At 73.5% G+C, this 22197-nt stretch carries 25 protein-coding genes; 9 read left to right on the plus strand and 16 right to left on the minus strand.

Translation table 11 applies throughout. From position 1 onward, the window contains the following. Window positions 1-6: 6 nt before the first annotated feature. Window positions 7-522, minus strand: a complete 516-nt coding sequence (locus IEX22_RS15830; protein ID WP_368855331.1) for a helix-turn-helix domain-containing protein — start codon at window positions 520-522, stop codon at window positions 7-9. On the opposite strand from IEX22_RS15830, the gene IEX22_RS08500 reads away from it, so the two are divergent. Further along, the gene (locus IEX22_RS08500) at window positions 433-1848 is read left to right on the plus strand and encodes an MFS transporter (RefSeq protein ID WP_229659880.1); all 1416 of its coding nucleotides are present in this window, start codon (window positions 433-435) and stop codon (window positions 1846-1848) included. The genes IEX22_RS15830 and IEX22_RS08500 overlap by 90 nt on opposite strands. A gap of 93 nt (window positions 1849-1941) precedes the next feature. Continuing rightward, complete coding sequence (locus IEX22_RS08505) at window positions 1942-2475, plus strand: GNAT family N-acetyltransferase (RefSeq protein ID WP_188667908.1); 534 nt, start codon at window positions 1942-1944, stop codon at window positions 2473-2475. A gap of 2 nt (window positions 2476-2477) precedes the next feature. Here IEX22_RS08505 and IEX22_RS08510 read toward each other — a convergent pair whose 3' ends face one another. After that, window positions 2478-3152 (minus strand): DUF1990 domain-containing protein, encoded by a 675-nt coding sequence (locus IEX22_RS08510; protein WP_229659881.1) that lies wholly within the window; start codon window positions 3150-3152, stop codon window positions 2478-2480. Window positions 3153-3154: 2 nt separating this feature from the next. Continuing rightward, complete coding sequence (locus IEX22_RS08515; RefSeq protein ID WP_188667909.1) at window positions 3155-3970, minus strand: carbon-nitrogen hydrolase family protein; 816 nt, start codon at window positions 3968-3970, stop codon at window positions 3155-3157. A 144-nt stretch (window positions 3971-4114) separates the two neighbouring features. Between IEX22_RS08515 and IEX22_RS08520 the strand changes: the two genes are divergently transcribed. After that, entirely contained in the window at window positions 4115-4957 is an 843-nt protein-coding gene (locus IEX22_RS08520; protein ID WP_188667910.1) for an aldo/keto reductase, read from the plus strand. A gap of 58 nt (window positions 4958-5015) precedes the next feature. Here the strand turns inward: IEX22_RS08520 and IEX22_RS16015 are convergent, their stop codons facing one another. From IEX22_RS16015 to IEX22_RS08550, 6 genes are all read right to left on the minus strand, one after another. Next, window positions 5016-6014 carry an Lrp/AsnC family transcriptional regulator gene (locus IEX22_RS16015; RefSeq protein ID WP_188667911.1) on the minus strand — a complete coding sequence of 333 codons (999 nt, stop codon included), beginning with the start codon at window positions 6012-6014 and terminating at the stop codon, window positions 5016-5018. Between the two features lie 4 nt (window positions 6015-6018). Continuing rightward, window positions 6019-7266 (minus strand): amidohydrolase, encoded by a 1248-nt coding sequence (locus tag IEX22_RS08530; protein ID WP_188667912.1) that lies wholly within the window; start codon window positions 7264-7266, stop codon window positions 6019-6021. A 33-nt stretch (window positions 7267-7299) separates the two neighbouring features. Further along, complete coding sequence (locus tag IEX22_RS08535; RefSeq protein ID WP_188667913.1) at window positions 7300-8031, minus strand: hypothetical protein; 732 nt, start codon at window positions 8029-8031, stop codon at window positions 7300-7302. A 56-nt stretch (window positions 8032-8087) separates the two neighbouring features. Continuing rightward, window positions 8088-8822, minus strand: a complete 735-nt coding sequence (locus IEX22_RS08540) for a DUF5058 family protein (RefSeq protein WP_188667914.1) — start codon at window positions 8820-8822, stop codon at window positions 8088-8090. 264 nt (window positions 8823-9086) lie between these two features. Further along, window positions 9087-10373, minus strand: a complete 1287-nt coding sequence (locus tag IEX22_RS08545; RefSeq protein WP_188667915.1) for an adenylosuccinate synthase — start codon at window positions 10371-10373, stop codon at window positions 9087-9089. A 174-nt stretch (window positions 10374-10547) separates the two neighbouring features. Continuing rightward, entirely contained in the window at window positions 10548-11177 is a 630-nt protein-coding gene (locus IEX22_RS08550; RefSeq protein ID WP_188667916.1) for a thymidine kinase, read from the minus strand. A gap of 70 nt (window positions 11178-11247) precedes the next feature. On the opposite strand from IEX22_RS08550, the gene IEX22_RS08555 reads away from it, so the two are divergent. Genes IEX22_RS08555 through IEX22_RS08565 form a run of 3 tightly spaced genes read left to right on the plus strand, consistent with a single transcriptional unit; the run spans window position 11248 to window position 13637 of the window. After that, entirely contained in the window at window positions 11248-12144 is an 897-nt protein-coding gene (locus tag IEX22_RS08555) for a DUF72 domain-containing protein (RefSeq protein ID WP_188667917.1), read from the plus strand. Between the two features lie 39 nt (window positions 12145-12183). Beyond that, entirely contained in the window at window positions 12184-12846 is a 663-nt protein-coding gene (locus tag IEX22_RS08560) for an HAD family hydrolase (protein ID WP_188667918.1), read from the plus strand. After that, complete coding sequence (locus tag IEX22_RS08565) at window positions 12843-13637, plus strand: alpha/beta hydrolase family protein (RefSeq protein WP_229659882.1); 795 nt, start codon at window positions 12843-12845, stop codon at window positions 13635-13637. The genes IEX22_RS08560 and IEX22_RS08565 overlap by 4 nt, the downstream gene beginning before the upstream one ends. A gap of 85 nt (window positions 13638-13722) precedes the next feature. On the opposite strand, the gene IEX22_RS08570 is transcribed toward IEX22_RS08565, so the two are convergent. Continuing rightward, on the minus strand, window positions 13723-15045 hold the full coding sequence (locus IEX22_RS08570; protein WP_306464435.1) for a kynureninase: 1323 nt from the start codon (window positions 15043-15045) through the stop codon (window positions 13723-13725). A gap of 58 nt (window positions 15046-15103) precedes the next feature. Here IEX22_RS08570 and IEX22_RS08575 point away from each other — a divergent pair, with 58 nt between their 5' ends. Next, window positions 15104-15754, plus strand: coding sequence for a hypothetical protein (locus tag IEX22_RS08575; RefSeq protein ID WP_188667920.1), 651 nt, complete (start codon window positions 15104-15106; stop codon window positions 15752-15754). Window positions 15755-15903: 149 nt separating this feature from the next. On the opposite strand, the gene IEX22_RS08580 is transcribed toward IEX22_RS08575, so the two are convergent. After that, window positions 15904-16449: a VOC family protein gene (locus IEX22_RS08580; RefSeq protein WP_188667921.1), complete on the minus strand. Its 546-nt coding sequence runs from the start codon at window positions 16447-16449 to the stop codon at window positions 15904-15906. 84 nt (window positions 16450-16533) lie between these two features. Here IEX22_RS08580 and IEX22_RS08585 point away from each other — a divergent pair, with 84 nt between their 5' ends. Next, window positions 16534-17415 (plus strand): AraC family transcriptional regulator, encoded by an 882-nt coding sequence (locus tag IEX22_RS08585; RefSeq protein WP_188667922.1) that lies wholly within the window; start codon window positions 16534-16536, stop codon window positions 17413-17415. 5 nt (window positions 17416-17420) lie between these two features. Here IEX22_RS08585 and IEX22_RS08590 read toward each other — a convergent pair whose 3' ends face one another. Then, complete coding sequence (locus IEX22_RS08590) at window positions 17421-18101, minus strand: hypothetical protein (RefSeq protein WP_188667923.1); 681 nt, start codon at window positions 18099-18101, stop codon at window positions 17421-17423. A gap of 136 nt (window positions 18102-18237) precedes the next feature. Between IEX22_RS08590 and IEX22_RS08595 the strand changes: the two genes are divergently transcribed. Then, window positions 18238-18873, plus strand: coding sequence for a MarR family winged helix-turn-helix transcriptional regulator (locus IEX22_RS08595; protein ID WP_188667924.1), 636 nt, complete (start codon window positions 18238-18240; stop codon window positions 18871-18873). On the opposite strand, the gene ald is transcribed toward IEX22_RS08595, so the two are convergent. From ald to fbaA, 4 genes are all read right to left on the minus strand, one after another. Beyond that, the gene (ald, locus tag IEX22_RS08600; protein ID WP_188667925.1) at window positions 18852-19967 is read right to left on the minus strand and encodes an alanine dehydrogenase; all 1116 of its coding nucleotides are present in this window, start codon (window positions 19965-19967) and stop codon (window positions 18852-18854) included. The genes IEX22_RS08595 and ald overlap by 22 nt on opposite strands. Before the next feature lie 126 nt (window positions 19968-20093). Next, complete coding sequence (locus IEX22_RS08605; RefSeq protein WP_188667926.1) at window positions 20094-20408, minus strand: TfoX/Sxy family protein; 315 nt, start codon at window positions 20406-20408, stop codon at window positions 20094-20096. Between the two features lie 3 nt (window positions 20409-20411). Further along, entirely contained in the window at window positions 20412-20852 is a 441-nt protein-coding gene (locus IEX22_RS08610) for a DUF3151 domain-containing protein (RefSeq protein WP_188667927.1), read from the minus strand. Window positions 20853-20953: 101 nt separating this feature from the next. Beyond that, window positions 20954-21973: a class II fructose-bisphosphate aldolase gene (fbaA, locus tag IEX22_RS08615; protein WP_188667928.1), complete on the minus strand. Its 1020-nt coding sequence runs from the start codon at window positions 21971-21973 to the stop codon at window positions 20954-20956. Window positions 21974-22197: the final 224 nt, after the last annotated feature.

Here is a 22197-nt window from a genome sequence, read left to right on the forward strand (position 1 = left end):
CGGCCCTCAGAGGTCGTCGCGGGCGGCCAGGACCGTGTAGTCCCAGGTCCGGACGCCCGCGGCGTCGGCGTCCGTGCTCTCGTGGTGCAGGGACCGGGCTCGGTCCAGCACCGCGCCGACCTCGGCGAACACCGCCCGCGCCTCGTCCGGGGTGAGCCGCAGCGAGCCGATGCTGACCTCGCCCCGGAACTCCCGGTCGCGGCCGGCGGCGCGTCGCCTCGCCCAGCCGAGCAGCCGGGTCAGCATGTCCTGCTGATCCCTCGTCACCTGGTCCAGGTAGGCGGCCAGCGGCGCCTCGTCGTCCGGGCCGAGCGGCGACTCGCGGTCCCCCGCCTTCCAGGACTGGTTCACCGCCTTCCACACCCGGGCCCGGCGGTCGCGGGCGAATTCCGGCGCCTCCTGCACGAAGCCGGCCCGCGCCAGCGTGCGCAGGTGAAAGCTCACCGCGTTCGCGGGGACGTCCAGCTGCCGGGCGAGGTCGGTGGCGCGGGCATGGTCGACGGCGCCCAGGATCGAGACGATGCGGCGGCGTACGGTCGGGGCACCCGCTCCCCCGCGCAGCCGGCGACGCCGGTCCGCGCACCCGGCCTGTGGCGCAGAGCGGACTACCGGTGGTGGCTGACCACCGACACGTCGACGGCGTTCGGCCGGGCGCTGCTCGGGCTCGCCGTCCCCCTGCTCGCCCTCTACGTCACGGGCAGCCCGGGCCAGGCCGGCGTCGTCGGGGCGGTCGGCGCCACCGGCCGCGTGCTGGCGACCATCCCGGGCGGCGTGCTGACCGACCGACACGACCGGCGCCGGCTGATCCTGCTCGGCGCCACCCTGGGCACCCTGCTCGCCGTCGCGCTCGCCGCCGTCCAGCTCGCCGGGGTCCTCGACTTCTGGCTCCTCGTCGCCCTGAACCTGCTGATGAACGTGCGCAGCGGCCTGTTCGACGCGGTGCCGAACGCCGCCCTGCCCGCGGTGGTCGAGTCCGAGCGGCGGGGCTCGGCCGTCGCCGCCAACCAGGGTCGCGACGCCGTCGTCTCCCTGGCGGGCGGGCCCGTCGGCGGCGTCCTGATGGGCATCGGCCACGTCGTGCCGTTCCTGGGGACCGCGGTGCTGCACGTGCTCAGCGCCGTGGCCGCCCTGCGCATCCGGGCGGACCTGCGCCCGGCCCCCGAGGACGGTGGGGGCCCCGGAGCCGGCGCGCCGACGGAGGCGACCGGGCTGCTCCGCGAGGCGTGGGCCGGCTTCGCGTGGCTGGCGCACCGCCCCGAGCTGCGGGGCCTGATGGCCGTCTCGACCATCCTCAACCTCGGCATCAACGCGGCGATCACCGCGGTGGTGTTCGGCCTGCAGCAGCGCGGCGAGGCGCCGTCGGCCATCGGCCTGGTCTCGGCGTCGGTCGGGCTCGGGCTGCTGGCCGGGTCGCTGGTCGCCACGGTGCTGGTGCAGCGGGTGCCCACGGGGCTGCTCAGCGGCGTCGGCCTGCTGACGATGGCGGGGGCGACGGCGTTCCTGCCGGTCGCCGGCTCCCTGCCCGCGGTGTGCGCCGTCCTCGCGGTGAGCATGGCCGCGGCCCCCGTGATCAACGCCGGACTGCTCGGGTATTTACTGGTCGCCGTGCCGTCCCGGTTGCTCGGCCGGGCCAGCAGTGCGCTCGACGTGCTGGCGCTGGGTGCCGTCCCGCTGGCCCCACTGCTCGCCGGGTTCAGCTACACCGCGTGGGGCTGGTCCGGCGTCCTGGGCGCGTGCGCGGGCCTGTGCGGGGTCGCCGCCGTCCTCGCGATCACCCATCGCGGCCTGCGGAGCCTGCCGGTCGCGGCGCGGTGGCCGGACCACGCCGCCCGGTCGGATCGGCGCTGACGGGTCGGCCGGCACCGCCGCCGCGCCAGGATGTTGCGCCGACGGCGCTCGGCCGGGTGGGGCACACCCCCGCATCAGCCCCATAATGGGGGCATGCAGATCAGCCCCGGGGACCTCGATCCGACCATCGGCGTGGGCACCGAACGTCTGATCCTCCGCCCGATGACCGCGAGCGACGTCGCGGCCCTGCTCGCAGGCGCGCATCCGGTCGAGTGGGCCGAGGACTTCCCGCAGCCGTCCGACGTGGACACCGCACGGATGCTCGAGTACGGCGGCGGTGCGTTCGACGTCTCCACCGCCTTCGGCCAGCTGGCCATCGTGGAGCGTCAGTCCGGCCTCGTGGTCGGCCTGATCGGTTTCGAGGGGCCGCCGATCGACGGCGTGGGCGAGCTCATCTGCAGCGTCTGCCCGTCCCGCCGCAACCAGGGGTACGCCACGGAGGCCACGACCGCCCTGGTCGACTTCGCCTTCTCCTTCCCCGAGATCGGCGCCGTGCAGGCCAGCACGCCGTGGGACGACGAGGCGGCGCAGCGCGTCCTGCTCAAGTGCGGGTTCACCGCGGAGGACGACGACGCCGACGAGACGTTCGAGCGCGGCTACCGCCGGGAGCGCCCGGCGACCGTCTGAGCTCACCCGCCCCCGGGGTGCGCCGGGCGTGGCCGAGTGTCCTGCCGGCGGGTGACGGCGGCCCGCGCCGCGTCAGCGTACCGGTCCGTGATCAGCCGCTGCAGGCGACGGCTGACCGGTGCGCCGAGCGCGAGGAACCGCGTCGCCGGGGTGCTGAACGCCCGCACCTCGAACGCGACCTCGCCGTCCTCGTACCGGTGCGCCAGAAAGGCCTCCTCCCCGCGTTCCGGGTGGCCGGGCAGGGTGCCGTAGGCGAAGCCGGCGGTCGCCACGGGGATCCGCCCGTCCAGGGGCGCCACCGGTACCCCGTCGGCCGTGCCGGCGACCCACACGACGCGGCACGGCGCCGTCGGCCCGGCCCGCAGCAACCGGTCCAGGGCGCCCGGCGCGCGGCCGAGGCGGGCGCCGGGAGGGAGCAGGGTGCGCATGCCGACGGTGCTGCGCACCCGGACGCCGGGCCGGGCGACGTCCTCGTCGGCGTCCACCGTCAGGCCCGCCCCCTCGAGAATGCCCCAGCGCCCGATGGCCTGCGCCAGCGCGGCGAACGCGGCGGGACCGTGCCCGACGACATGCCGTTCCCGCACCGCGTACCACCCCGGCGGCCACCAGCCCGTCGCCGTCCAGCCCACCTGCCGGTAGGTCAGCCCGCGGGTCGGCTCCGGGCGCGGCGCCGGCACGGTCAGTCCCCGTTCGGGGCGGGCACCAGCGTGCGGGAGGATGTCAGCCGCCGGTTGCGCAGCACCGGGAGGAACTCGCGGACCTCGTCGATCCGGCGCCGGGTCACGTCGACGGTGACCAGGCCCTGCCGCTCGTCCTCGAGGAAGTCCTGCGGCACCCCCATCGGGTCGATGATCGCGGAGTGGCCGATGGTGTGCCCGCCGGACGTGCCCGCTGCGGCCACCCAGCAGGTGTTCTCGATGGCCCGCGCCTTGAGCAGGGTCTCCCAGTGGTCGACCTTGTGGTCGCCCTTGAACCAGGCGGAGGGCACCGCGATCAGGTCCGCGCCCTCCTCCGCGAGCACCCGCGCCATCTCGGGGAACCGCAGGTCGTAGCAGGTCATCACGCCGATGTTCAGGCCACCGAGATTGACGTTCTTCGGGCCCTCGTCGCCCGCGGCGATGCGCTGGGACTCCCGGTAGGAGAACGCGTCGTACAGGTGCAGCTTGCGGTACGTCTCCACCACCCGTCCCTCGGCGTCGATGACCACGAGCGTGTTGTAGGGCCGGTGATCGGTGGACGGTTCGTAGCCGCCGGCGATGACGGCGATCGACAGCTGACGGGCGAGGAGGGTGAGGTCGCGGACGAAGGTGGACCAGTGGGCGGCGACCGCGGCGGCGAAGTCGCCTTCCACCTTGCCGATGCTGAACATCGACTCCTCGGGGAAGATGACGAGCTGGGCGCCGTCGCGCCGGGCCTGCTCGGCCAGGTCGCGCATCACCGCGAGATTGGCGTCCGGCGATCCCGTCGGGTCGAACTGACCCACACTGACCAGCATGATCTCCTCCTCGAGCCCGCGTCGTGCCTCCACAGTAGGGCATGGCCGCGAGGCCGCCGAGGCCGGCGTCGCCCCCGGTGGGCGCGGGTTCCGCCGACAGCGTCGACGACGGGGCGACCCCCGCATCACCAGTAGGCTGTCGAGATGACGATCGCATCCACCAAGACCTTCCGTGGCGTGTCGGTGCCGACCTTCGGGATCGGCACCTGGGAGGTGGCCGGCCAGCACGTCGTCGACGCCGTGACGGACGGCCTGGCCGCCGGTTACCGGCACATCGACACCGCGCAGGCGTACGGCAACGAGGAGCAGGTCGGGACGGGGCTGAAGAAGTCCGGCGTCGCCCGCGACGCGTTCTGGCTGACCAGCAAGGTGTGGATCGACTCCTTCGCGCCCGAGGCGCTGCGCACGAGCACCGAGAGGTCGCTTCGCCTGCTCGGCGTCGACCACCTCGACCTGATGCTGCTGCACTGGCCGACCGGCGGGGAGGACACCGTCCGCAGGGCGCTCGACGCGCTCGCCACCGCGAAGGCGGATGGCCTGGTGCGCGAGTACGGCGTCTCCAACGTCCCGGCCGGCATGCTGCGCCGCCTGTTCGAGCACGATCCGGACATCTTCGCCGACCAGGTCGAGTACCACGCGCACCTGAGTCAGGACGCCCTGCTGAACACCGCCCGCGCCCGGGACCTGATGATCACCGCGTACTCCCCCCTTGCCAACGGCCGGGGGTTGATCGAGGACCCGGTGATCACGCAGATCGCGTCCGAGGCGAACGCGACGCCGGCCCAGGTGGCCCTCGCCTGGCTGGCCGGCCAGGAGAGCGTCACCGTCCTGCCGCGCTCCACCGACCCGGACCGGCGTCGGGAGAACCTCGGCGCACTCGAGGTGGAGCTCAGCGCCGAGCAGACCGCGAGGCTGACAGAGCTCTCGCAGCGGAACGAGCGCTACCTCGACCCCCAGCAGCTGGCCCCGGACTGGACGGATGAGTGACGGCCCAGCTCAGTGACGGCGGGCGGCCGCTAGCGGGAGCCACCCGGCGGCCGGCCGGTCACGCGGACACCGCGGGCGGCAGCACCCCGTCGACGTACACCGTGCTGCTGCGCTTGAAGATCTCGGCGTAGAGGGAGGACCGGACGGCGGTGACGCCGTCGAGACCGCCCAGGCGGGCGAGCGTCCGCTCCAGGTCGGTGACGCCGGCGAGCGCGCTCTGGACGACGATGCGCTCCCCGGTGGACGCCGCCCAGCGAGTGCTCGGCAGCTCCGCCACCGCCCGGCCGACATCGTCCAGCGCGCCGATCCGGCACTCCAGTTCCACCAGGGCCTCGACCGGGTAACCGAGGGTCGCCGGGTCCAGCACGGCGCGGATGAACAGGGCTCCCGAGGCGGTGAGGCCGTCCAGCCGGCGGCTGACCGTCGCCTTGGCCAGGCCGGTGCCGGCGGCCAGTTCCTCGAGCGTGGCCCGGCCGTGCCGGCGCAACAGGTCCACGAGCGCCCGGTTGCCCTCGTCCAGGGGCTCGCCGCCCGGGGGCCGCAGGGTGGCCCGGCTCGCGTCCTCGTCGGGGCTCAGGGCCAGGTACTGCTCGGCGGAGAGCACGTCGGGTCGCCAGCCGGAGACCGTCCGGTGGTGGCGCACCAGGGGACGGAGCGCCACGTCGCGGACCCCCTCCAGCCCGGCGACGTCGTCGTACAGCGTCGCCCCGAGGGTCCCGCGCGGCAGGAAGATCTCGGCGACGCAGGAACTGGAGCCGGCCAGCGCGCTCACCCAGAGGGTCTGCTCCCGCTCGGCGAGCCAGCGGCCGATCGCCCGGACGTCGGCCGGCCGGGCGTCGACCCGCAGCAGGTAGGCGTCGGCGTCGTTGAGGACGGACGGGTTGGCGAGGGCGTGGATCCGCACCGCCCCGGTGGCGAAGAGCCGCTTGCCGCGCCGGGCGACGGTGCGCTCCTGCTGGCCGAGCACCTCCGCGATCGCCCGCCACGAGGCGCGGCCGTCCCGGATCAGGGCGGCCGCAATCTGCCGGTCGGTCTCGTCCAGCTCGGCGGCCGGCACGGGCTCAGACCCCCAGGTACTCGAGCAGCACGGACAGGGCGGCACCGGTGCCGTGCACGACGGCGAGCTCGGCGTCCGGGGCGAACTGCGGCGAGTGGTTGCCGGCCGGAGCGGCGCCGTCCGCGAACGCCTCGGGCGGGAAGGCGCCGAAGGCCCAGAACACCCCGGGCACGCCGATCGCGTCGGCCAGCCAGCCGGCGTCCTCCGATCCCATGCCGAGCGGGGCGGCGACGACGGCGTCCTCGCCGAAGCCGCGGATCAGCGCGGCCGAGGCGCGGGCGGTGTGATCGGCGTCGTTGACCAGCCGGGGGAACCGGTTGATCTCGGTGATCTCCGGCTCGTCCAGGCCGGACGCGGCGGCCTCACCGGCGACGATGCGCCGGATGGCGCCGAGCACGCGGGCCCGCACCTCCTCGTCCGGGGTCCGCACGTTGACGCTGAACTCCGCGACGTCGGGGATGATGTTCTCCTTCAACCCGGCGTGGAAGGTGCCGACGGTGACGACCGCCGGCGTGGTGGGCGCGAGTTCGCGCGAGACGATGGTCTGCAACCGGAGCACCATCGCGGCCGCGGCCACGATCGGGTCGAGGGACTTCTCCGGCTGGGAGCCGTGCGCCTGCCGGCCTCGGACGGTGATCCGCCAGGAGTCGGCGAGGCTGGCCATGTTGCCCTCCCGCAGCCAGAACCGGCCGGCCTCGACCGGCATCACGTGCTGGGCGAGGACCACCTCCGGCCGCGGCGCCCGGTCCCACAGACCGTCGTCGACCATGGCCTTCGCGCCCCATGCCGTCTCCTCCCCCGGCTGGAACAGCAGGACGAGCGTGCCGTGCCAGGCGTCCCGGTGCTCGGCGAGCCAGGCGGTGGCGCCGAGTGCGGCGACGATGTGGGTGTCGTGCCCGCAGCCGTGCATCGCCGGGGCCTGGTCGCCGTTCGGCAGGGTGCCCGTGGCGGTGCTGGCGTAGTCGAGCCCGGTGTCCTCGGCGATCGGCAGGCCGTCCGTGTCGGCGCGGAAGGCGACGACCGGCCCGTCCCCGTTGCGCAGCAGGCCGACGACGCCGGTGCCGCCACTGCGGAACGATTCCACGCCGAGCTCGCCGAGCCGGGTCTCGATGGCGGCGGCGGTGGCGTGCTCCTGGGAGGAGAGCTCGGGCGCGCGGTGGAAGTCCCGGTACCGGTCGACGTGCTCGTCGACGAAGGCCGTGGGCACCTCGATCCCGGCGGCGAGGGTGGTCGTGGCGGGCGACGGCGTCATGGGGCGGAGTCCTTCCGGGTGGGAGCGGGTCGATCAGTGGCCGGCGGAGGCGGGCGGGCCTGCCGGAACCGTATCGCGCCGGCGGACGAACCAGCCGATGACGATGGTGATGACGACCGCGAGCGCCGTCGCGAAGTTCGCCAGGGCCGGCACGAGCGGCACGACGACGAAGATCATGAGCGCGGCGACGGCGGCGGCGACGATGGTGGGCCGCGGGTTCTTCGTGGCCACGACGGCCTGCACGGTGACCGCACCGAAGACGGCGGGGAGGATGTAGAGCCGGGTGACGGCGATCAGGCCGGGCGGGAGGACGCCGACGAGCCAGGTGCCGAGCACGCCCACGAGCAGGATCAGCGTGACGATGTGCACGAGCACGGCGCCGATGATGGCGCTGCCGGCGATCAGCTCGCCGCGTCGGGTGCCGGGCTTCTCCCCGAGGTTGGTCTGGGCGATGACGGCGGCCGGCAGTAGCTTGTTGGCGATGTTGCCGATCATGAACGCCTGGTACATGGCGCTGCGCCCGAGGATCGGGTAGTAGGCGATCGGCTCGATCACGGCGATGACCCCGAAGGTGGCGACCACGATGCCGACGGCGGCCCACAGTTCGGGGCCGGTGACGCCGGTGCCGGTGCCGAAGGCGGCGAAGAGTGCGGCGGCGAGCGAGATCAGCAGGCCGGTGCCCAGCGTGATCGGCCCCCAGAGCGCCGTCGTGCGGTCGAACTGGGCGAGCCCGTCGGTGGAGCGGGTGGTGGCCGGAGCGGTCATGGTGGTCTCCCGGGGAGCTGGGCTGGTCGTGGGCGGGTTCGCGTGAGGTCGGGGGGTCACTTCGCGGTGACCAGGAAGGCGACGGCGAGGGCGACGAGGATGGCGATGCCGAGCCCCCACTCCCGCAGCCAGGGCTTGCGCAGGAGCTTCGCGCCGGTCAGGCAGAGCCCCATCGTGGCCGCGGAGACCAGCAGGGTCAGCAGGTGCACCGGGGACTTGACCGATTCGGTGAACGCCAGGGTGAAGAACGCGGCGAGCATGGCGGCGGCGGGGACCACGGTCATGATGGCGGGGTTGACCCGGCGCAGGGTCTTGTCGCCCTTGGACAGCAGCGGGGTGAGGACGAGGGCCATCAGCATCCAGGCGAGACCGCCCAGCGTCATGGCGGCGAAGCCGATGGCGAAGATCTTCTGCGTGTAGGTGGGCCCGCCCAGCTGCGCGCCCTGCGTGCCGGCGGCCAGACCCGCTGCGGCGACGTCGAACGCCGCCGAACCCACCAGGCCGATCCGGGTCAGGACGGCGGGGGTGGCGAACAGCGGCAGCAGCGAGATCGCGACCAGGGCGACGGCCAGGGACGGACCGATCGCGGCCACGGCACCCGATCGGACGGACGAGGTCACCTGCCCGTCGGTCAGGTCGGCGGCCGGGGCAGCCTTCCGGATGGCCCGCAGGTAGATCACGGACTGCGCGATGATGACCGCGAAGACGCCCGCGGCGCACACCCACAGCACGGGGTGCATGGCCACGGGGGCGATGTCGGTCGACCGGGGATCGACGGCGGTGGGGAACATGACACTCCTGGCAGGTGACGGGGATGGCCGGGACGGCCGCAATGACCGAGACGATTCAGTGTGAGCTAGATCATGACGGATTGTTCCAATGAGAGCGCAAGAAGTGTCGAATAGTCAATACCCCACCGGTTCGTCAGCGTCACACAACCGTGTCGTGCCCCCCGGGTCCCGCCGTCGTCCGGGCACGGTCGGACAGCACCCGGACATGCCGACGGCCGGCTCCCCCGAGGGGAGCCGGCCGTCGTGGCGCCGGGGACGAGCCGGTCAGCCGATCAGGTCGTGGACGACGATCGTCTGCTCACGGTCCGGGCCGACGCCGATGGCGGAGAACCGGGTGCCGCTCATCGACTCGAGCGCCGTCACGTAGGCCCGGGCGTTGGCGGGCAGGTCCTCCAGCGAACGGGCGCCGGAGATGTCCTCGGTCCACCCGTCGAAGTACTCGAACACGGGCCTGGCGTGGTGGAACTCGGTCTGGGTCACGGGCATCTCGTCGTGCCGGACGCCGTCGACGTCGTAGGCCACGCACACGGGGATCCGCTCGATGCCGGTGAGCACGTCCAGCTTGGTGAGGAAGAAGTCGGTGAACCCGTTGATGCGGGAGGCCTGGCGCGCCAGCACGGCGTCGTACCAGCCGCAGCGCCGGGGCCGGCCGGTGTTGACGCCGAACTCGCCGCCGGTCTTCTGCAGATAGGTGCCCCACTCGTCGAACAGCTCCGTGGGGAACGGTCCGGCGCCCACGCGGGTGGTGTACGCCTTGATGATGCCGACGACGCGGCTGATCCGGGTGGGGCCGACGCCCGAGCCGACGGAGGCGCCCCCAGCGGTCGGGTTGGACGAGGTGACGAACGGGTAGGTGCCGTGGTCGACGTCGAGGAACGTGGCCTGGCCGCCCTCCATCAGCACCACCTTGCCGGCGTCGAGCGCGTTGTTGAGCACGTGCGTGCTGTCGACCATCATCGGCTGGAGCCGCTCGGCGAAGGACCGGAAGTAGGCCACGGTCTCGTCGATGTCGACGCTGCGCCGGTTGTACAGCTTGACCAGGAGCTCGTTCTTCTGCCGCAGCGACCCCTCGACCTTCTGCCGCAGGATCGACTCGTCGAACACGTCCTGCACGCGGATGCCCAGACGGCCGATCTTGTCCATGTAGGCGGGCCCGATGCCGCGGCCGGTGGTGCCGATCGCGCGCTTGCCGAGGAACCGCTCGGTGACCTTGTCCATGGTCTGGTGGAACGGGGCCACCAGGTGCGCGTTGGCGGAGATGAGCAGGCGCGAGGTGTCGGCGCCGCGGCTGGTGAGCCCGTCGATCTCCTCGAACAGGGCCTCGAGGTTGATGACGACGCCGTTGCCGATCACGGGGACGACGTTCGGGGAGAGGATGCCGGCGGGAAGGAGCTTCAGCTCGTACTTCTCGCCGCCGACGACCACCGTGTGCCCGGCGTTGTTGCCGCCGTTGGGCTTGACCACGTAGTCGACGCGTCCGCCGAGCAGGTCGACGGCCTTGCCCTTGCCCTCGTCGCCCCACTGGGCCCCGACCACGACGATCGCTGGCATCGGATCACTCCATTCGTTGCGATGCGGGTGACGCCGATGCCGCTCGGCGGCCACACATGAGAAAGCCCCTCGAGCACTGCGGGAACCGCAGACCAGGGGCGCTTCGGTGCCGAGTCTACCGGACCGGTCCTCGGCGCCTCCCGGCCGGTCGGCTCCGCCGGCCGCCGGACTCGGTCAGCTCAGCCGTCCTCCGGACTCCGTCAGATAGCAGTCGCCGCACAGCGACTCGTAGGTGACCGCGACGCCGTCGATGGCCACCTGGTCCCCCTCGAAGACGAACCGGTCGCCGACGCGGCGGGCGTTGAACATCGCCTTCCGGCCGCACCGGCAGATGGTCTTGAGCTCCTCGAGGGCGTGCGCCAGCTCCAGCAACCGGGCCGAGCCCGGGAAGGAGCGGGTGCGGAAGTCGGTGCGGATGCCGTAGGCCATCACCGGCACGTTCTGCACGACGGCGATGCGGAGCAGGTCGTCGACCTGGGCCGGCTCGAGGAACTGAGCCTCGTCGACGAGCAGGCACGCGACGGGTTTGATCACGGCGTCCACGTGCTGCAGCAGCGCGGCCGGGTCGTCACCGACGGCATGCCGGTGGAAGAGCTCGGCGACGTCGGCGCCGGCGGGAACGAGGAAGTCCACGGACCGGGCGACGCCGAGCCGGGAGAGGATCCGGTCCTCCCCCTTGACGTCGACCTGCGGCTTGGCCAGCAGCACCCGCTGGCCCCGTTCCTCGTAGTTGAACGCCGCCTGCAGCAGACCGGTCGACTTGCCGGAGTTCATCGCCCCGTAGCGGAAATACAGCTTGGCCACGATGGATCATCGTATCCGCGGGCCGCCCCACCGGCTGACGAGCGGGCCGGACGGCCGGTAGCGTGCGGGCATGACGACGGGCGAGGTCACGAGCACCGGGACGGCCCGGGTCGGCATCTCCGGTTGGCGATACGCCCCGTGGCGCGGCTCGTTCTACCCGACGGGCCTGCCCCAGCGGCGCGAGCTCGCGTTCGCGTCCTCACACCTGCGCACGATCGAGATCAACGGCTCCTTCTACTCGCTCCAGCGCCCCTCCAGCTACCGGCAGTGGTACGTGGACACCCCGGAGGACTTCGTCTTCTCCGTCAAGGGCGGCCGGTACATCACCCACCTGCTACGGCTGCGGAACGTGCACACCGCGCTGGCCAACTTCTTCGCCTCCGGCGTCCTGGCGCTGGCGGACAAACTCGGTCCCGTGCTGTGGCAGCTGCCGGAGCGGGTCGAGTACGACGCCGAGCTGCTCGAACGGTTCCTCGCCCAGCTGCCGCACACCACCGGCGCCGCCGCGCGGCTGGCGGCCGAGCACGACGAGAAGCTGCCCGAGGACCGCACCTGGACCGACATCGCCGCGGACCGGCCACTGCGCCACGCCCTCGAGATCCGCCACGTCAGCTACGACACACCGGCCTTCGTCGAGCAGCTGCGCCGCCACGAGGTCGCCCTCGTCGTCGCGGACACCGCGGGGCGCTGGCCCGACCTGCGGCACGTCACCGCGGACTTCGTGTACGTGCGGCTGCACGGGGCCGAGGAGCTCTACACCTCGGGGTACACCGGCGCCGAGCTGGACCGGTGGGCGGCGACCGTGGACCGCTGGCGGACCGGCCGCGGCTGCCCCGACGGCGTCGGCCGCGACGTGTTCGTGTACTTCGACAACGACGTCAAGGTCCGGGCGCCGGTCGACGCGATGGGCCTGGCCAGACGCCTGGGCGCCGGTCCCGGCCCCGCCGTCGCCACCGACGACGAGTAGCGTGCACCGGAGAGAAGCATCCCCGAGGGAAGGCGCACCATGGCGGACACCGCGATCTTCGACGTCGACGGCACCCTGGTCGACACCAACTACCAGCACGCGCTCGCCTGGTATCAGGCGTTCCGACGGTTCGACATCACCCTGCCGGTGTGGCGCCTGCACCGGGCGATCGGCATGGGCGGGGATCAGCTCGTTCCCCACGTCGCCGGGGACGACGTCGAGCAGCGCCTCGGTGAGGACCTCCGGCAGGCCTGGGAGGAGGAGTTCGACGGCATGATCGACTCCGTCGCCCCGTTCGAGGGCGCCCGCGAGCTGCTCGCCGAGGTCAAGGACCGCGGCTTCCGGCTGGTGCTCGCCAGCTCGGGGAAGGCCAAGCACGTGGACCGCTTCCTCGACCTGGTCGGCGGGAAGGACATCGCCGACGCGTGGACCACCTCCGAGGACGCGGAGGCCTCGAAGCCGGCGCCGGACCTCGTGCAGGTGGCCCTGGAGAAGGTCGAGGGCAAGGACGCCGTCATGATCGGCGACTCCACCTGGGACGCCGTCGCCGCCGGCAGGGCCGGCATCCCCACCATCGCCGTGCGCACCGGCGGGTTCTCCGCGGAGGAACTGACCGAGGCCGGGGCGATCGCCGTCGTCGAGTCCCTCACCGACCTGCGGGACGGACTGGACGACACGCCCCTGGCCCGGCCCGGCCGGTGAGCGCCGGCGACGACGACCACGGCACGGCGACCCGGTCGGCCGGCGCGGCAGCCGCGGACGAGCAGCGCGCCCTGACGGCGCTGCAGGACGACTCCGGGCCGGTCGGCTCGTCCTGGCCCTACGGGTCGGACCCGGATCAGATCGCCGAGCTGTTCGGGCCCGACGACGGACCCCTCGTCGTCGTGGTCCACGGCGGCTACTTCCGGCCCGGCACCGACCGGTCGCACGCCCGGCCGCAGGCCCGCGCCCTGGCGGAGGCCGGCTATCGGGTCGTGCTGGCCGAGTACCGGCGGGTGCCCGGCTCGCCGCAGGACACCGTCGAGGATCTGCGGCTGCTCGACGCCGCGCTGCCGCGGCCGGCGGCCGCCTGGGTCGGCCACTCGGCCGGCGGGGCCCTCGTCCTGCTGCGGGCGCTGGCCGTCGATCTGGCTCCGGTGTCCGTGCTGGCTCTCGCCCCGGTGGCGGACCTTCAGGTCGCGTACGCGCAGCGGCTCGGGTCCGACGCCGTCCGCGACTGGATCGGCGGATCCCCGACCGAACGGCCCGACGCGTACGCCCGGCTGGATCCGCGGGCGCTGCTCGAGGCCGGCCGCGCACCCAGCGAACCCGTGGCCGTGGTGCACGGGGAGGCGGACGTCGCCGTCCCGGTCGCGCTGAGCCGGGGCCTGCCACCGCACCCGGCCATCACGGTGCGGCTGCTTCCCGGTCGCCACCACCTCGACCTCATCGATCCGGCGAGCGCGGCGTGGCCGACCGTGCTGGACACGCTGCGTGCCCTCACGGGCCGCTGAGTTCGCCGGTTCCGCCCGAAACCCGTACTCGACGAGCCCAGCACTCGGGCGGAACCCGCTGATTCACGCGACGCACGGCACAACCTCAGCCGAGGAGCTCGTCGATGCGGGTCAGCGCCACGGCCACCTCGGCGTACGACGTGCTCAGCGGCGCCAGACCCAGGCGGATGCCGTCGGGCTCGCGGAAGTCCGGCACGATGCCCTCACCCCACAGCTGCCGGTACAGGTCGCGGGACCGGGGATGACCGATCGTCACATGGGCGCCGCGCAGCGCGGGGTCCCGCGGGCTGACCACCCGCACCCCGTGCCGCGACAGCAGGCCGTCGACGGCGGCGACCACGAACTCCCCGAGCGACCTCGCCTTCGCCCGCACCGCGGCCAGGCCGACGTCGTCGATCAGGTCCACGGCGTCCTCGATGCCGGCCATGCCGAGCACCGCCGGCGTCCCGGAGACGAAACGGCGCATCCCGTGTCCGGCGGCATAGTCCGGGCCCATGGTGAACGGCTCGGCATGCCCCATCCAACCGGTGATCGGCGAGGTGAGCTCGCGCTGCAGCCGGGCGGCGACGTAGCCGAACGCGGGGGCGCCGGGCCCCCCGTTGAGGAACTTGTAGGAGCAGCCCACCGCCAGGTCGACGTCGTGCTCGTCCAGGTCCTCCTCGACCACGCCCGCGGAGTGGCAGAGGTCCCACAGCACCAGGGCGCCGGCGTCGTGCACGGCCGCGGTGATCGCCGGCAGGTCCGCCAGCCACGCCGACTTGTACGCCACGTGGGAGAGCAGCACGACCGCGGTCCGGTCCCCCACCGCGGCGCGCACCTGCTCCACGGTCACCCCCGCGGCGGGATCCGGGTCGATCCACACCAGCTCGGCACCGAGGGCGTCGGCGAGGGTCGCGGCGACGTACCGGTCCGTGGGGAAGTTCTCCCGGTCGAGCACGAGTTCGACGCGGCGCCCGTCGCTGGCCGTCCGCTGGCGCGTCAGGGCGGCGTGCAGCAGCTTGTAGAGCATGACGGTGGTCGAGTCGCCGATCACGGTCTGCCCCGCGGCCGCGCCGAGGCAGACGGCACCGAGCCGGTCCCCCAGCCGGTACGGCAGCGCCATCCACTGGTCGTCCCAGGACCGGATCAGCCCGGTGCCCCAGGCGCCGCGCACCAGGTCGTGCAGCCGTGCCTCGGTCGCGCGCAGCGGCCGGCCGAGCGAGTTGCCGTCCAGGTACGCCGTGACGGGGACACCGGCTGCCGGCGCATCCGCGGGGACGAACAGGTCCCGGCAGCCGGCGAGGGCGTCGGCGGCGTCGAGCGCGGCCGCGGCGTCGCGCACGCCGTCGGCCGTGGTGAGGTCGGCGCCGGCGGGGTGGGTACCGCTCGGGGCGCGCTCGATGGCAGGCTCAGGGGTGCGGGAGGTCACAGGGACCATCCTGCGACAGTCGGGGCCGCCCGTGCCACCGACACCGCGAGGAGAAACCGTGTCTGCACCGGTCCGCGATCGATTCGACGGCTACATCGCCGGCTTCGGCACGGGCGTCGGCCTGCGCGTCGTTGTCGGCCACTGGCGGACCTCCCCGTTCGGCGCGTTCACCGACGTCATGCTGCAGGGGCAGGACGGCACCCGCACGCTCGTCGCTCCCGACGCCGCGATCGCCGACTACGTCGGGGCGACCTACCGGTTCGACGAGGTGCGGATCGCGGCGGTGTCCTGTGGCATTGCCCCGGTGATCCCCACCGACCGCAACACGGGCGACGGCGCCCTCACCGCCACCCTCGACCTCGCCGCCGACGGCCTGGACGTCACCGTCGGCATCGGCCGGCGCACCGGGTGGGGACGGTTGCTGCACCTGGTGCCCGGCCCCCTCGCGGCGGCGCCCGCGTGGCTGCGCCTGATCGATCCGGTCGCGGGCCGGCTCGTGCGGGGGGTCCACACGGCGGGCACCGCGGGCGCGGGCCGACGCGAGTACTACGGGGTACGGGACCTGCACGCCGTCGTCTCGGTCGTCGGCGAGGACGACGGCACCGACCTCGGCGGGCTGACCCCGCTGCATCCTCCCGTCACCTTCGGCTTCTCCTCGGCTCCCGCCGCGCCGTCACTGGCGCGGGTGACGACGACGATCATCCGCTGAGCCCACCCCTGCCACCTGCCGCCACCTCCCGCCACCTCCTGCCAGGTCCTGCCAGGTCGTCAATAGATGTTCGATCGGGGCCCGAATCGGACCCGGATGCAGCAACTATTGACGACCTGGCAATAGCGCGAGCGCGGGGGGAAGGGGAATCAGGACTGCTGCTCGGCCGCCCACGCGTCGACCCGGCGGGCGCTCTCCTCCTCCGACAGGTCCTCGACTCGGCTCATGATCGACCAGCGCACTCCGAACGGGTCGCGGATGCTGGCGAACCGGTCGCCGGAGACGAAGGTGGACAGGGGTTCCCGGATCGTGGCCCCGGCCGTCTCGGCGCGACGGGTCACCGCGTCGGCGTCCTCCACGTAGAGGCCGAGGGAGTAGCAGTCGTCCTCCCCCTCGGGAGACGGGACGAGGTGGTAGTCCGGCATCGGCTCGCCGAGTTGCAGGTGACCCTGCCCGAAGTCCAGTTCGGCGTGGACCACGACGCCGTCCATCTCGGTCACGCCGACGACGCGGGCGCCGAAGACCTCACGGTAGAAGTCGATCGCCTCCGCGGCGCGGGGCACGGCGAGGAACGGGGTGAGGCTGGTGACCCCGTGGGGGACCCCGCGGGTGGTGTGCTCCCCGGTGACGCCGTGGGTCGGGCCGGCAGCGGGGGTGGATGCCGGGGCGCTGGTGGTGCTGGTCTGTTCGCTCATGCCCCGACCGTAGGCCCGTGCGACGGCCGTGCGCTTGGAGATTCCCGTCAACCGTGCGCGCAGGCACGCGGCTAGGGTGGCTCCATGACGGCGACGACGCGCGGCGTGCTCTACCCGGCGCGGTTGCCTTCGCTGCACCGGATCCCCGCCCCGGAGCCGGTCTCCGCCCTCGTACGCTGGTTCTGGATCCCCGAGTGGGACATCGCCCCGGGCCGGTCCTCCCGCCAGCACGTGGTGGCGTACCCGGCGTCCAACCTGGTCGTGGAGGCCGACGGCGTCGGTTTCGCCGGCCCGACGACGCGCCGTTCCCATCGGGACCTGCGTGGCCGCGGCTGGGCGGTCGGCGCGCTGCTGCGCCCGGCGGCGGTGCCCGCGTTCGTCGACGACCCCGCCGCGTTGCGGGATGCCTACCGGCAGCTGCACACCGCCCCGCCGGATCCCCCTGGTCGGTACCCCGCGGATCTGCACGCCGGTGATCTGCACGCCGGTGACCTGTACGCCGGTGACCTGTACCGGGCGGTGACGGAGACGATGACCGCGGCCGGGCCGGACGCTGGCGCGCGCCGCGAGCGGGCGGTCGCCGTCTTCACGGCCTGGCTGATGGAGCGGATACCGGCGCCGACCGCCGCCGGCCGCACGGCCAACGCCCTGGCCGACCTGATCGAGACCGATCCCACCGTCCGCCGCATCGAGGACGCCGCGGACCGGCTCGGCGTCTCGAGCCGCACGCTCCAGCGCCTGGCCGCCACGCACGTCGGTCTCTCCCCGGCCGCCATGATCCGCCGGCGCAGGCTGCAGGAGGCCGCGCAACGCCTGCGGGACGACCCGTCGGTGTCCCTCGCGGAGCTCGCCGCCGACCTCGGGTATGCGGACCACGCGCACCTGACCAACGAATTCCGCCGGGTACTCGGGCTCACGCCCAGCGGCTACCGGCGGGAGGTCTCCGGTGAGGCCCGGGAATCCTGACGGCCTCAGGCCGGGACGGCTCCGCTCATCGGCGGGCAGCAGCCGTCGGCACGCGGGTCCGACGCCGGCACGTCCCCTCGGGCGGGTGCGGTGGTGGCCTCCGTCGCGTGGGCGGCCTCGATCCCGGTGACCCCGTGGCGTTCGAGGAGCACGCGGATCTCGGTCTCGTCGATGCCGGCCTCCCGGGCGATGGCGTCGAGGGGCACGCGATTGGCCAGCGCCAGCAGGAGCTCCGCCTCGAGGACGTGCGTCGCGTGGCGCAGGTGGGCGACGAGCATGCCCTCGACGGCGCCGTGCCCCGACCCGGCCCCTCCGTCGCGGCTGCGGTCCAGGTCCCACTCGGCCGCCTCGGCGTGGCCGGCCGCCGCCAGCACCCGCCGGCCGAAGAAGGAGGCGAACAGCGCGGGGTCGGTGTCGTCCGGCACGAGGACCGCTTCCCCGGCCACGGGCAGCTCGAGCAGGAAGCCGCAGTCGCAGGCGAGCACCCGCCGACCCTCGAGCGCGGCCTGGGCGATCACCTGATTCGCGCCGTCGTGCGTCGCCGTGAAGTCGAGGCGCCGCTGTCGCATGGGCTGCCCGCAGTGCGTCGGCACCACCGCAGCGGCGGTTCCGGCCGCGGGAAAGGCGACCAGGTCGCCGAGGGCGCCGTCGTTCCGCACCGGCGCCGCCGTCCGTCCGTGCTGCATGTGCTGAGCCCTTCCGCCGCAGTGAGGCGGCCGGACGTGGTCGGACCGCGTTGTCTGCTGCCACTCAACACGACGGACCGTTAGTTTGTCTAGTTATCTGTCAGGCTTACTACCTGACGGCCGTAGGATGTGGCTCATGCAGCGGCACAGCGGCGGCTCCTCCGGCTACTGGTACGGTCCGCCGGCCGCGACGTCGGCCGCCAGCCCGGACGCGCGGCCGCGACCGGCGGAGCCCGCGGCCGAAGACGAGCCGGCGGTGCGCGTGCTGAACGCGCTGCGTGACTACCGCGCCGCGGAGGCCGGGATGCGCCGTCGTTCCCGGGACGCCATGGGCATGGGCGAGAAGGACCTGCTGGCCCTGCGCTACCTGCTCGAGGCCGACCGTGCCGGTACCCTGCTGACGCCGGGCGATCTCGCCCGGCGCCTCGGCATCTCGACGGCGTCGACCACCACCCTGCTCGACCGGTTGACCCGCAGCGGCCACGTGCGCAGGGCACCGCACCCGACGGACCGGCGCGCGCTCGTCGTGCTGCCGACGGCGGACACCGACGGCGAGGTCCGCTCCACCCTCGGCGGCATGCACGAGCGGATGCTGGACGTGGCCCGATCGCTGGATCCGGAGCAGGCGGAGACGGTCGCCGCCTTCCTCACCGCGATGGCCGCGCAGGTGGCCGCGCCGCTGGACGGCGCCGACGACGCGGTGGAGAGCCGGCTCGCTCCGCCCGCACCCGGCGGACCCCGCCCGCCGGATCAGCCGGCCGCGGAGAGCTGACGCAGGGACGCCGGCAGGTCGCGGAACGCCGCCGCCACCCCGGGGTGGGCGATGCGCCCGTCGGCCACGTTCAGCCCCCGGGCCAGGGCCGCATCACTGCGCAACGCCTCGTCCGTGCCGAGCCGCGCGAGCCGCTGCACGTAGGGCAGGGTGGCGTTGATCAGCGCCTTGGTCGACGTCCACGGCACGGCGCCGGGCATGTTGGCGACGCAGTAGTGCTGGATGCCGTCGACCTCGAACACCGGGTCGTCGTAGGTGGTCGGGTGGGACGTCTCGAAGCAGCCACCCTGGTCGATGGCGACGTCGACGAGCAGGGAGTGGGGCTTGAGCAGGCGCAGGTGCTCGCGGCGGATCACCTTCGGGGCGGCGGCGCCGGGCACCAGGACGGCGCCGATGACGGCGTCCGCGTCGGCGAGCTCGGCCTCGAGGGTGTGCGGGTCGTTCATCAGCACCCGGACCCGGCCGGAGAACAACTCCTCGAGCTGACGGATGCGGGACGGGCTGGTGTCCAGCACGGTGACCTCCGCGCGCAGCCCGAGGGACATCAGCGCGGCCTGCGTGCCGACGACGCCGCCGCCGATGACGACGACGCGGGCGGGCCGCACCCCGGGCACGCCGCCCATCAGGATGCCGGCCCCACCGAAGGGGGCCTGCAGGTACATGGCGGCGGCCTGCCCGGCGAGCCGGCCGGCCACCTCGCTCATCGGTGCCAGCAGCGGCAGACCGGTGTGGTCCTGCACCGTCTCGTAGGCGATGGCGGTGGTTCCCGAACGCAGCAGCGCCTCGGTCAGCGGGCGGTCGGCGGCCAGGTGCAGGTAGGTGAAGAGGGTCTGCCCCGCGTGCAGGTACGGGTACTCCTCGGCGACGGGTTCCTTCACCTTGACCAGCAGTTCGGACTCCGCCCAGACCCGGTCCGCGGCGGCGACCACGGCGCCGGCGGCCTCGTAGTCCGCGTCGCGGTGGCCGGCGCCGGCGCCGGCCCCCGTCTCCACGAGGATCCGGTGTCCCTCTCCGGCCAGCGCCTTCGCGCCCGAGGGGTCCAGCCCCACGCGCCGCTCCGCTGGTTTGATCTCCTTGACGACTCCGACGCGCATGACGCTCCGTCCCTCCGGTGGGCGCCGACGGATCTCGCCGACGCGATCGCCGGCGTCACGGGTTGGGCGCGCCGGTCCCCCCAGCGTGGTGGGACCGGGTCGGAAAGTCCAGAGCTCCCGGTGGCGTCAGCCGCGCGCGGCGTTCAGCGCGGTCTCGGCGAGCCGGTTCCACTCGGAGACCTGCTCGACGGGGACGGCGACCCAGCCCGGCTCGACGGTTCCGTCGCCGGCGGGCGAGAAGTCCCCCGCCCCCTCGATCCGCAGCGCCTCCCGCGCCGCGTCGGTGCCCTGACCGAGCCGGAACGCCATGGTGTCCCGCTTCAGGCACGCGAACGGCACCCCGTCGACGAACAGACCCGATCCGCCGTACAGGCGCCCGGGCGTCACCCCCTCGTCCTGCAGGTCGACGGCCAGCTGGGTGAACAGTGCCTCGACGTCCACCGCTCAGCCCGCCGCGCCCAGGCCGGCGTCGCGCATCGCGTCCACGGCGGTCGGATCCGAGTCGCGCAGGAACACGGTGACCCGCTCCGCCTCCTCGAGCTCGGCGATCTGCGCGGCCGCCGAGCCGAGGGCGGCGAGAGAGCGCAGGAAGCCGCGGTTGGGCTCGTGTCGCCAGGGCACCGGCCCGGCGCCCCGCCAGCCGGCCCGCCGGAGGGCGTCCAGGCCCCGGTGGTAGCCGACCCGGGCGTAGGCGTAACCCTCGATCGTGCGGCCGTCAGCGAGGGCGTCCTCGGCCAGGAGCGCCCACGGCAGGGAGGCCGCCGGGAACTGGCGGGCCAGATCCTCGGCCTCGTCCCCGGCCTCGATCCGGGCGTCGAGCTCGGGCTGGGCGGGCAGCAGGGTCGGCTCGGGCTCGAGCAGATTGCGGTGCGGGTTCTCGCTCACGGGTTCCTCTCGGGACGGGCAGACGCCGGGCCCGCGCCGCTTCAGGTCGCGGTGCGGGCCCGGCGTCGTGGCGTTGCTGGTGACGGTGACCGCGGAGCGGCTCAGAACGTGTGGCCGGCGGAGCCGAGGTGCTGCGCGGCCTCGGCCACCCGCGCGGCCATGCCCTTCTCCGCGGCGGCGCCCCACACGCGGGGGTCGTACTGCTTCTTGTTGCCGACCTCGCCGTCGACCTTGAGCACGCCGTCGTAGTTGCTGAACATGTGGCCGACCACCGGCCGCGTGAACGCGTACTGGGTGTCGGTGTCGATGTTCATCTTGATCACGCCGTAGGAGACGGCGTCGGCGATCTCCTGCTCGGAGGAACCGGAGCCGCCGTGGAACACCAGGTCGAAGGGCCGGTCCTTGCCGATCTTCTCCCCGACCTCGGTCTGGATCTGCTGGAGGATCTCGGGCCGCAGCTTGACGTTGCCCGGCTTGTAGACGCCGTGCACGTTGCCGAAGGTCAGTGCCGTGATGTATCGGCCCTTCTCCCCCGCACCGAGCGCCTCGATGGTCTTCAGTCCGTCGGCCGCCGTGGTGTACAGCTTGTCGTTGATCTCGTTGGCGACGCCGTCCTCCTCGCCGCCGACCGTGCCGATCTCAACCTCGAGGATCATCTTCGCGGCCGACGTGCGCGCCAGCAGCTCCTCGGCGATCCGCAGGTTCTCCTCGAGCGTCTCGGCGGAGCCGTCCCACATGTGGGAGTTGAAGATCGGCCCGTCGCCACGCTTGACGGCGGCCTCGGACTCGGCGAGCAGCGGCAGCACGAAGCCGTCCAGCTTGTCTTTGGGGCAGTGGTCCGTGTGCAGCGCGATGTTCACGGGGTACTTCTTCGCGACCTCGCGGGCGAACGCGGCGAAGCCGAGGGAGCCGGCCACCATGTCCTTGACCGAGGCGCCGGACCAGTAGGCGGCACCGCCGGTGGAGACCTGGACGATGCCGTCCGAGCCGGCGTCCGCGAACCCCTGCAGCGCGGCGTTGAGGGTCTGCGACGACGTCACGTTGACCGCGGGGTAGGCGAAACCGCCCTCCTTCGCGCGATCGATCATCTCGACGTACTTCTCGGGCGATACAACGGGCATGGTCGTCTCCTTGGTCGAGTCGGGGTCGCGGCACCGGCGAGAACACGCACCAGCGGGCCGGTGCGCCACGGGCGACCACCGCGCGGGCTGTCCCGCTCCATCGTAGCCATCCCGTGCCCCGGCGGACCGGTCCGGGCGACCGTGCGACGCGACCCCGGCCGCGGGTGCCCCCACCGCGCGGCGGCACGGGCGGTTCTCCCCATCGCGCGGCCACGGCGCAGACC

This window comes from Tersicoccus solisilvae, assembly GCF_014643255.1.
Taxonomy (GTDB): domain Bacteria; phylum Actinomycetota; class Actinomycetes; order Actinomycetales; family Micrococcaceae; genus Tersicoccus; species Tersicoccus solisilvae.

Excerpts from the sequence above, each read along its gene's own strand:
- IEX22_RS08505 (WP_188667908.1), top strand. The coding sequence starts at position 1,942 with ATGCAGATCAGCCCCGGGGACCTCGATCCGACCATCGGCGTGGGCACC.
- IEX22_RS08515 (WP_188667909.1), bottom strand. The coding sequence starts at position 3,970 with ATGCTGGTCAGTGTGGGTCAGTTCGACCCGACGGGATCGCCGGACGCC.
- IEX22_RS08520 (WP_188667910.1), top strand. The coding sequence starts at position 4,115 with ATGACGATCGCATCCACCAAGACCTTCCGTGGCGTGTCGGTGCCGACC.
- IEX22_RS08530 (WP_188667912.1), bottom strand. The coding sequence starts at position 7,266 with ATGACGCCGTCGCCCGCCACGACCACCCTCGCCGCCGGGATCGAGGTG.
- IEX22_RS08535 (WP_188667913.1), bottom strand. The coding sequence starts at position 8,031 with ATGACCGCTCCGGCCACCACCCGCTCCACCGACGGGCTCGCCCAGTTC.
- IEX22_RS08540 (WP_188667914.1), bottom strand. The coding sequence starts at position 8,822 with ATGTTCCCCACCGCCGTCGATCCCCGGTCGACCGACATCGCCCCCGTG.
- IEX22_RS08545 (WP_188667915.1), bottom strand. The coding sequence starts at position 10,373 with ATGCCAGCGATCGTCGTGGTCGGGGCCCAGTGGGGCGACGAGGGCAAG.
- IEX22_RS08555 (WP_188667917.1), top strand. The coding sequence starts at position 11,248 with ATGACGACGGGCGAGGTCACGAGCACCGGGACGGCCCGGGTCGGCATC.
- IEX22_RS08560 (WP_188667918.1), top strand. The coding sequence starts at position 12,184 with ATGGCGGACACCGCGATCTTCGACGTCGACGGCACCCTGGTCGACACC.
- IEX22_RS08580 (WP_188667921.1), bottom strand. The coding sequence starts at position 16,449 with ATGAGCGAACAGACCAGCACCACCAGCGCCCCGGCATCCACCCCCGCT.
- IEX22_RS08585 (WP_188667922.1), top strand. The coding sequence starts at position 16,534 with ATGACGGCGACGACGCGCGGCGTGCTCTACCCGGCGCGGTTGCCTTCG.
- IEX22_RS08590 (WP_188667923.1), bottom strand. The coding sequence starts at position 18,101 with ATGCAGCACGGACGGACGGCGGCGCCGGTGCGGAACGACGGCGCCCTC.
- IEX22_RS08595 (WP_188667924.1), top strand. The coding sequence starts at position 18,238 with ATGCAGCGGCACAGCGGCGGCTCCTCCGGCTACTGGTACGGTCCGCCG.
- ald (WP_188667925.1), bottom strand. The coding sequence starts at position 19,967 with ATGCGCGTCGGAGTCGTCAAGGAGATCAAACCAGCGGAGCGGCGCGTG.
- fbaA (WP_188667928.1), bottom strand. The coding sequence starts at position 21,973 with ATGCCCGTTGTATCGCCCGAGAAGTACGTCGAGATGATCGATCGCGCG.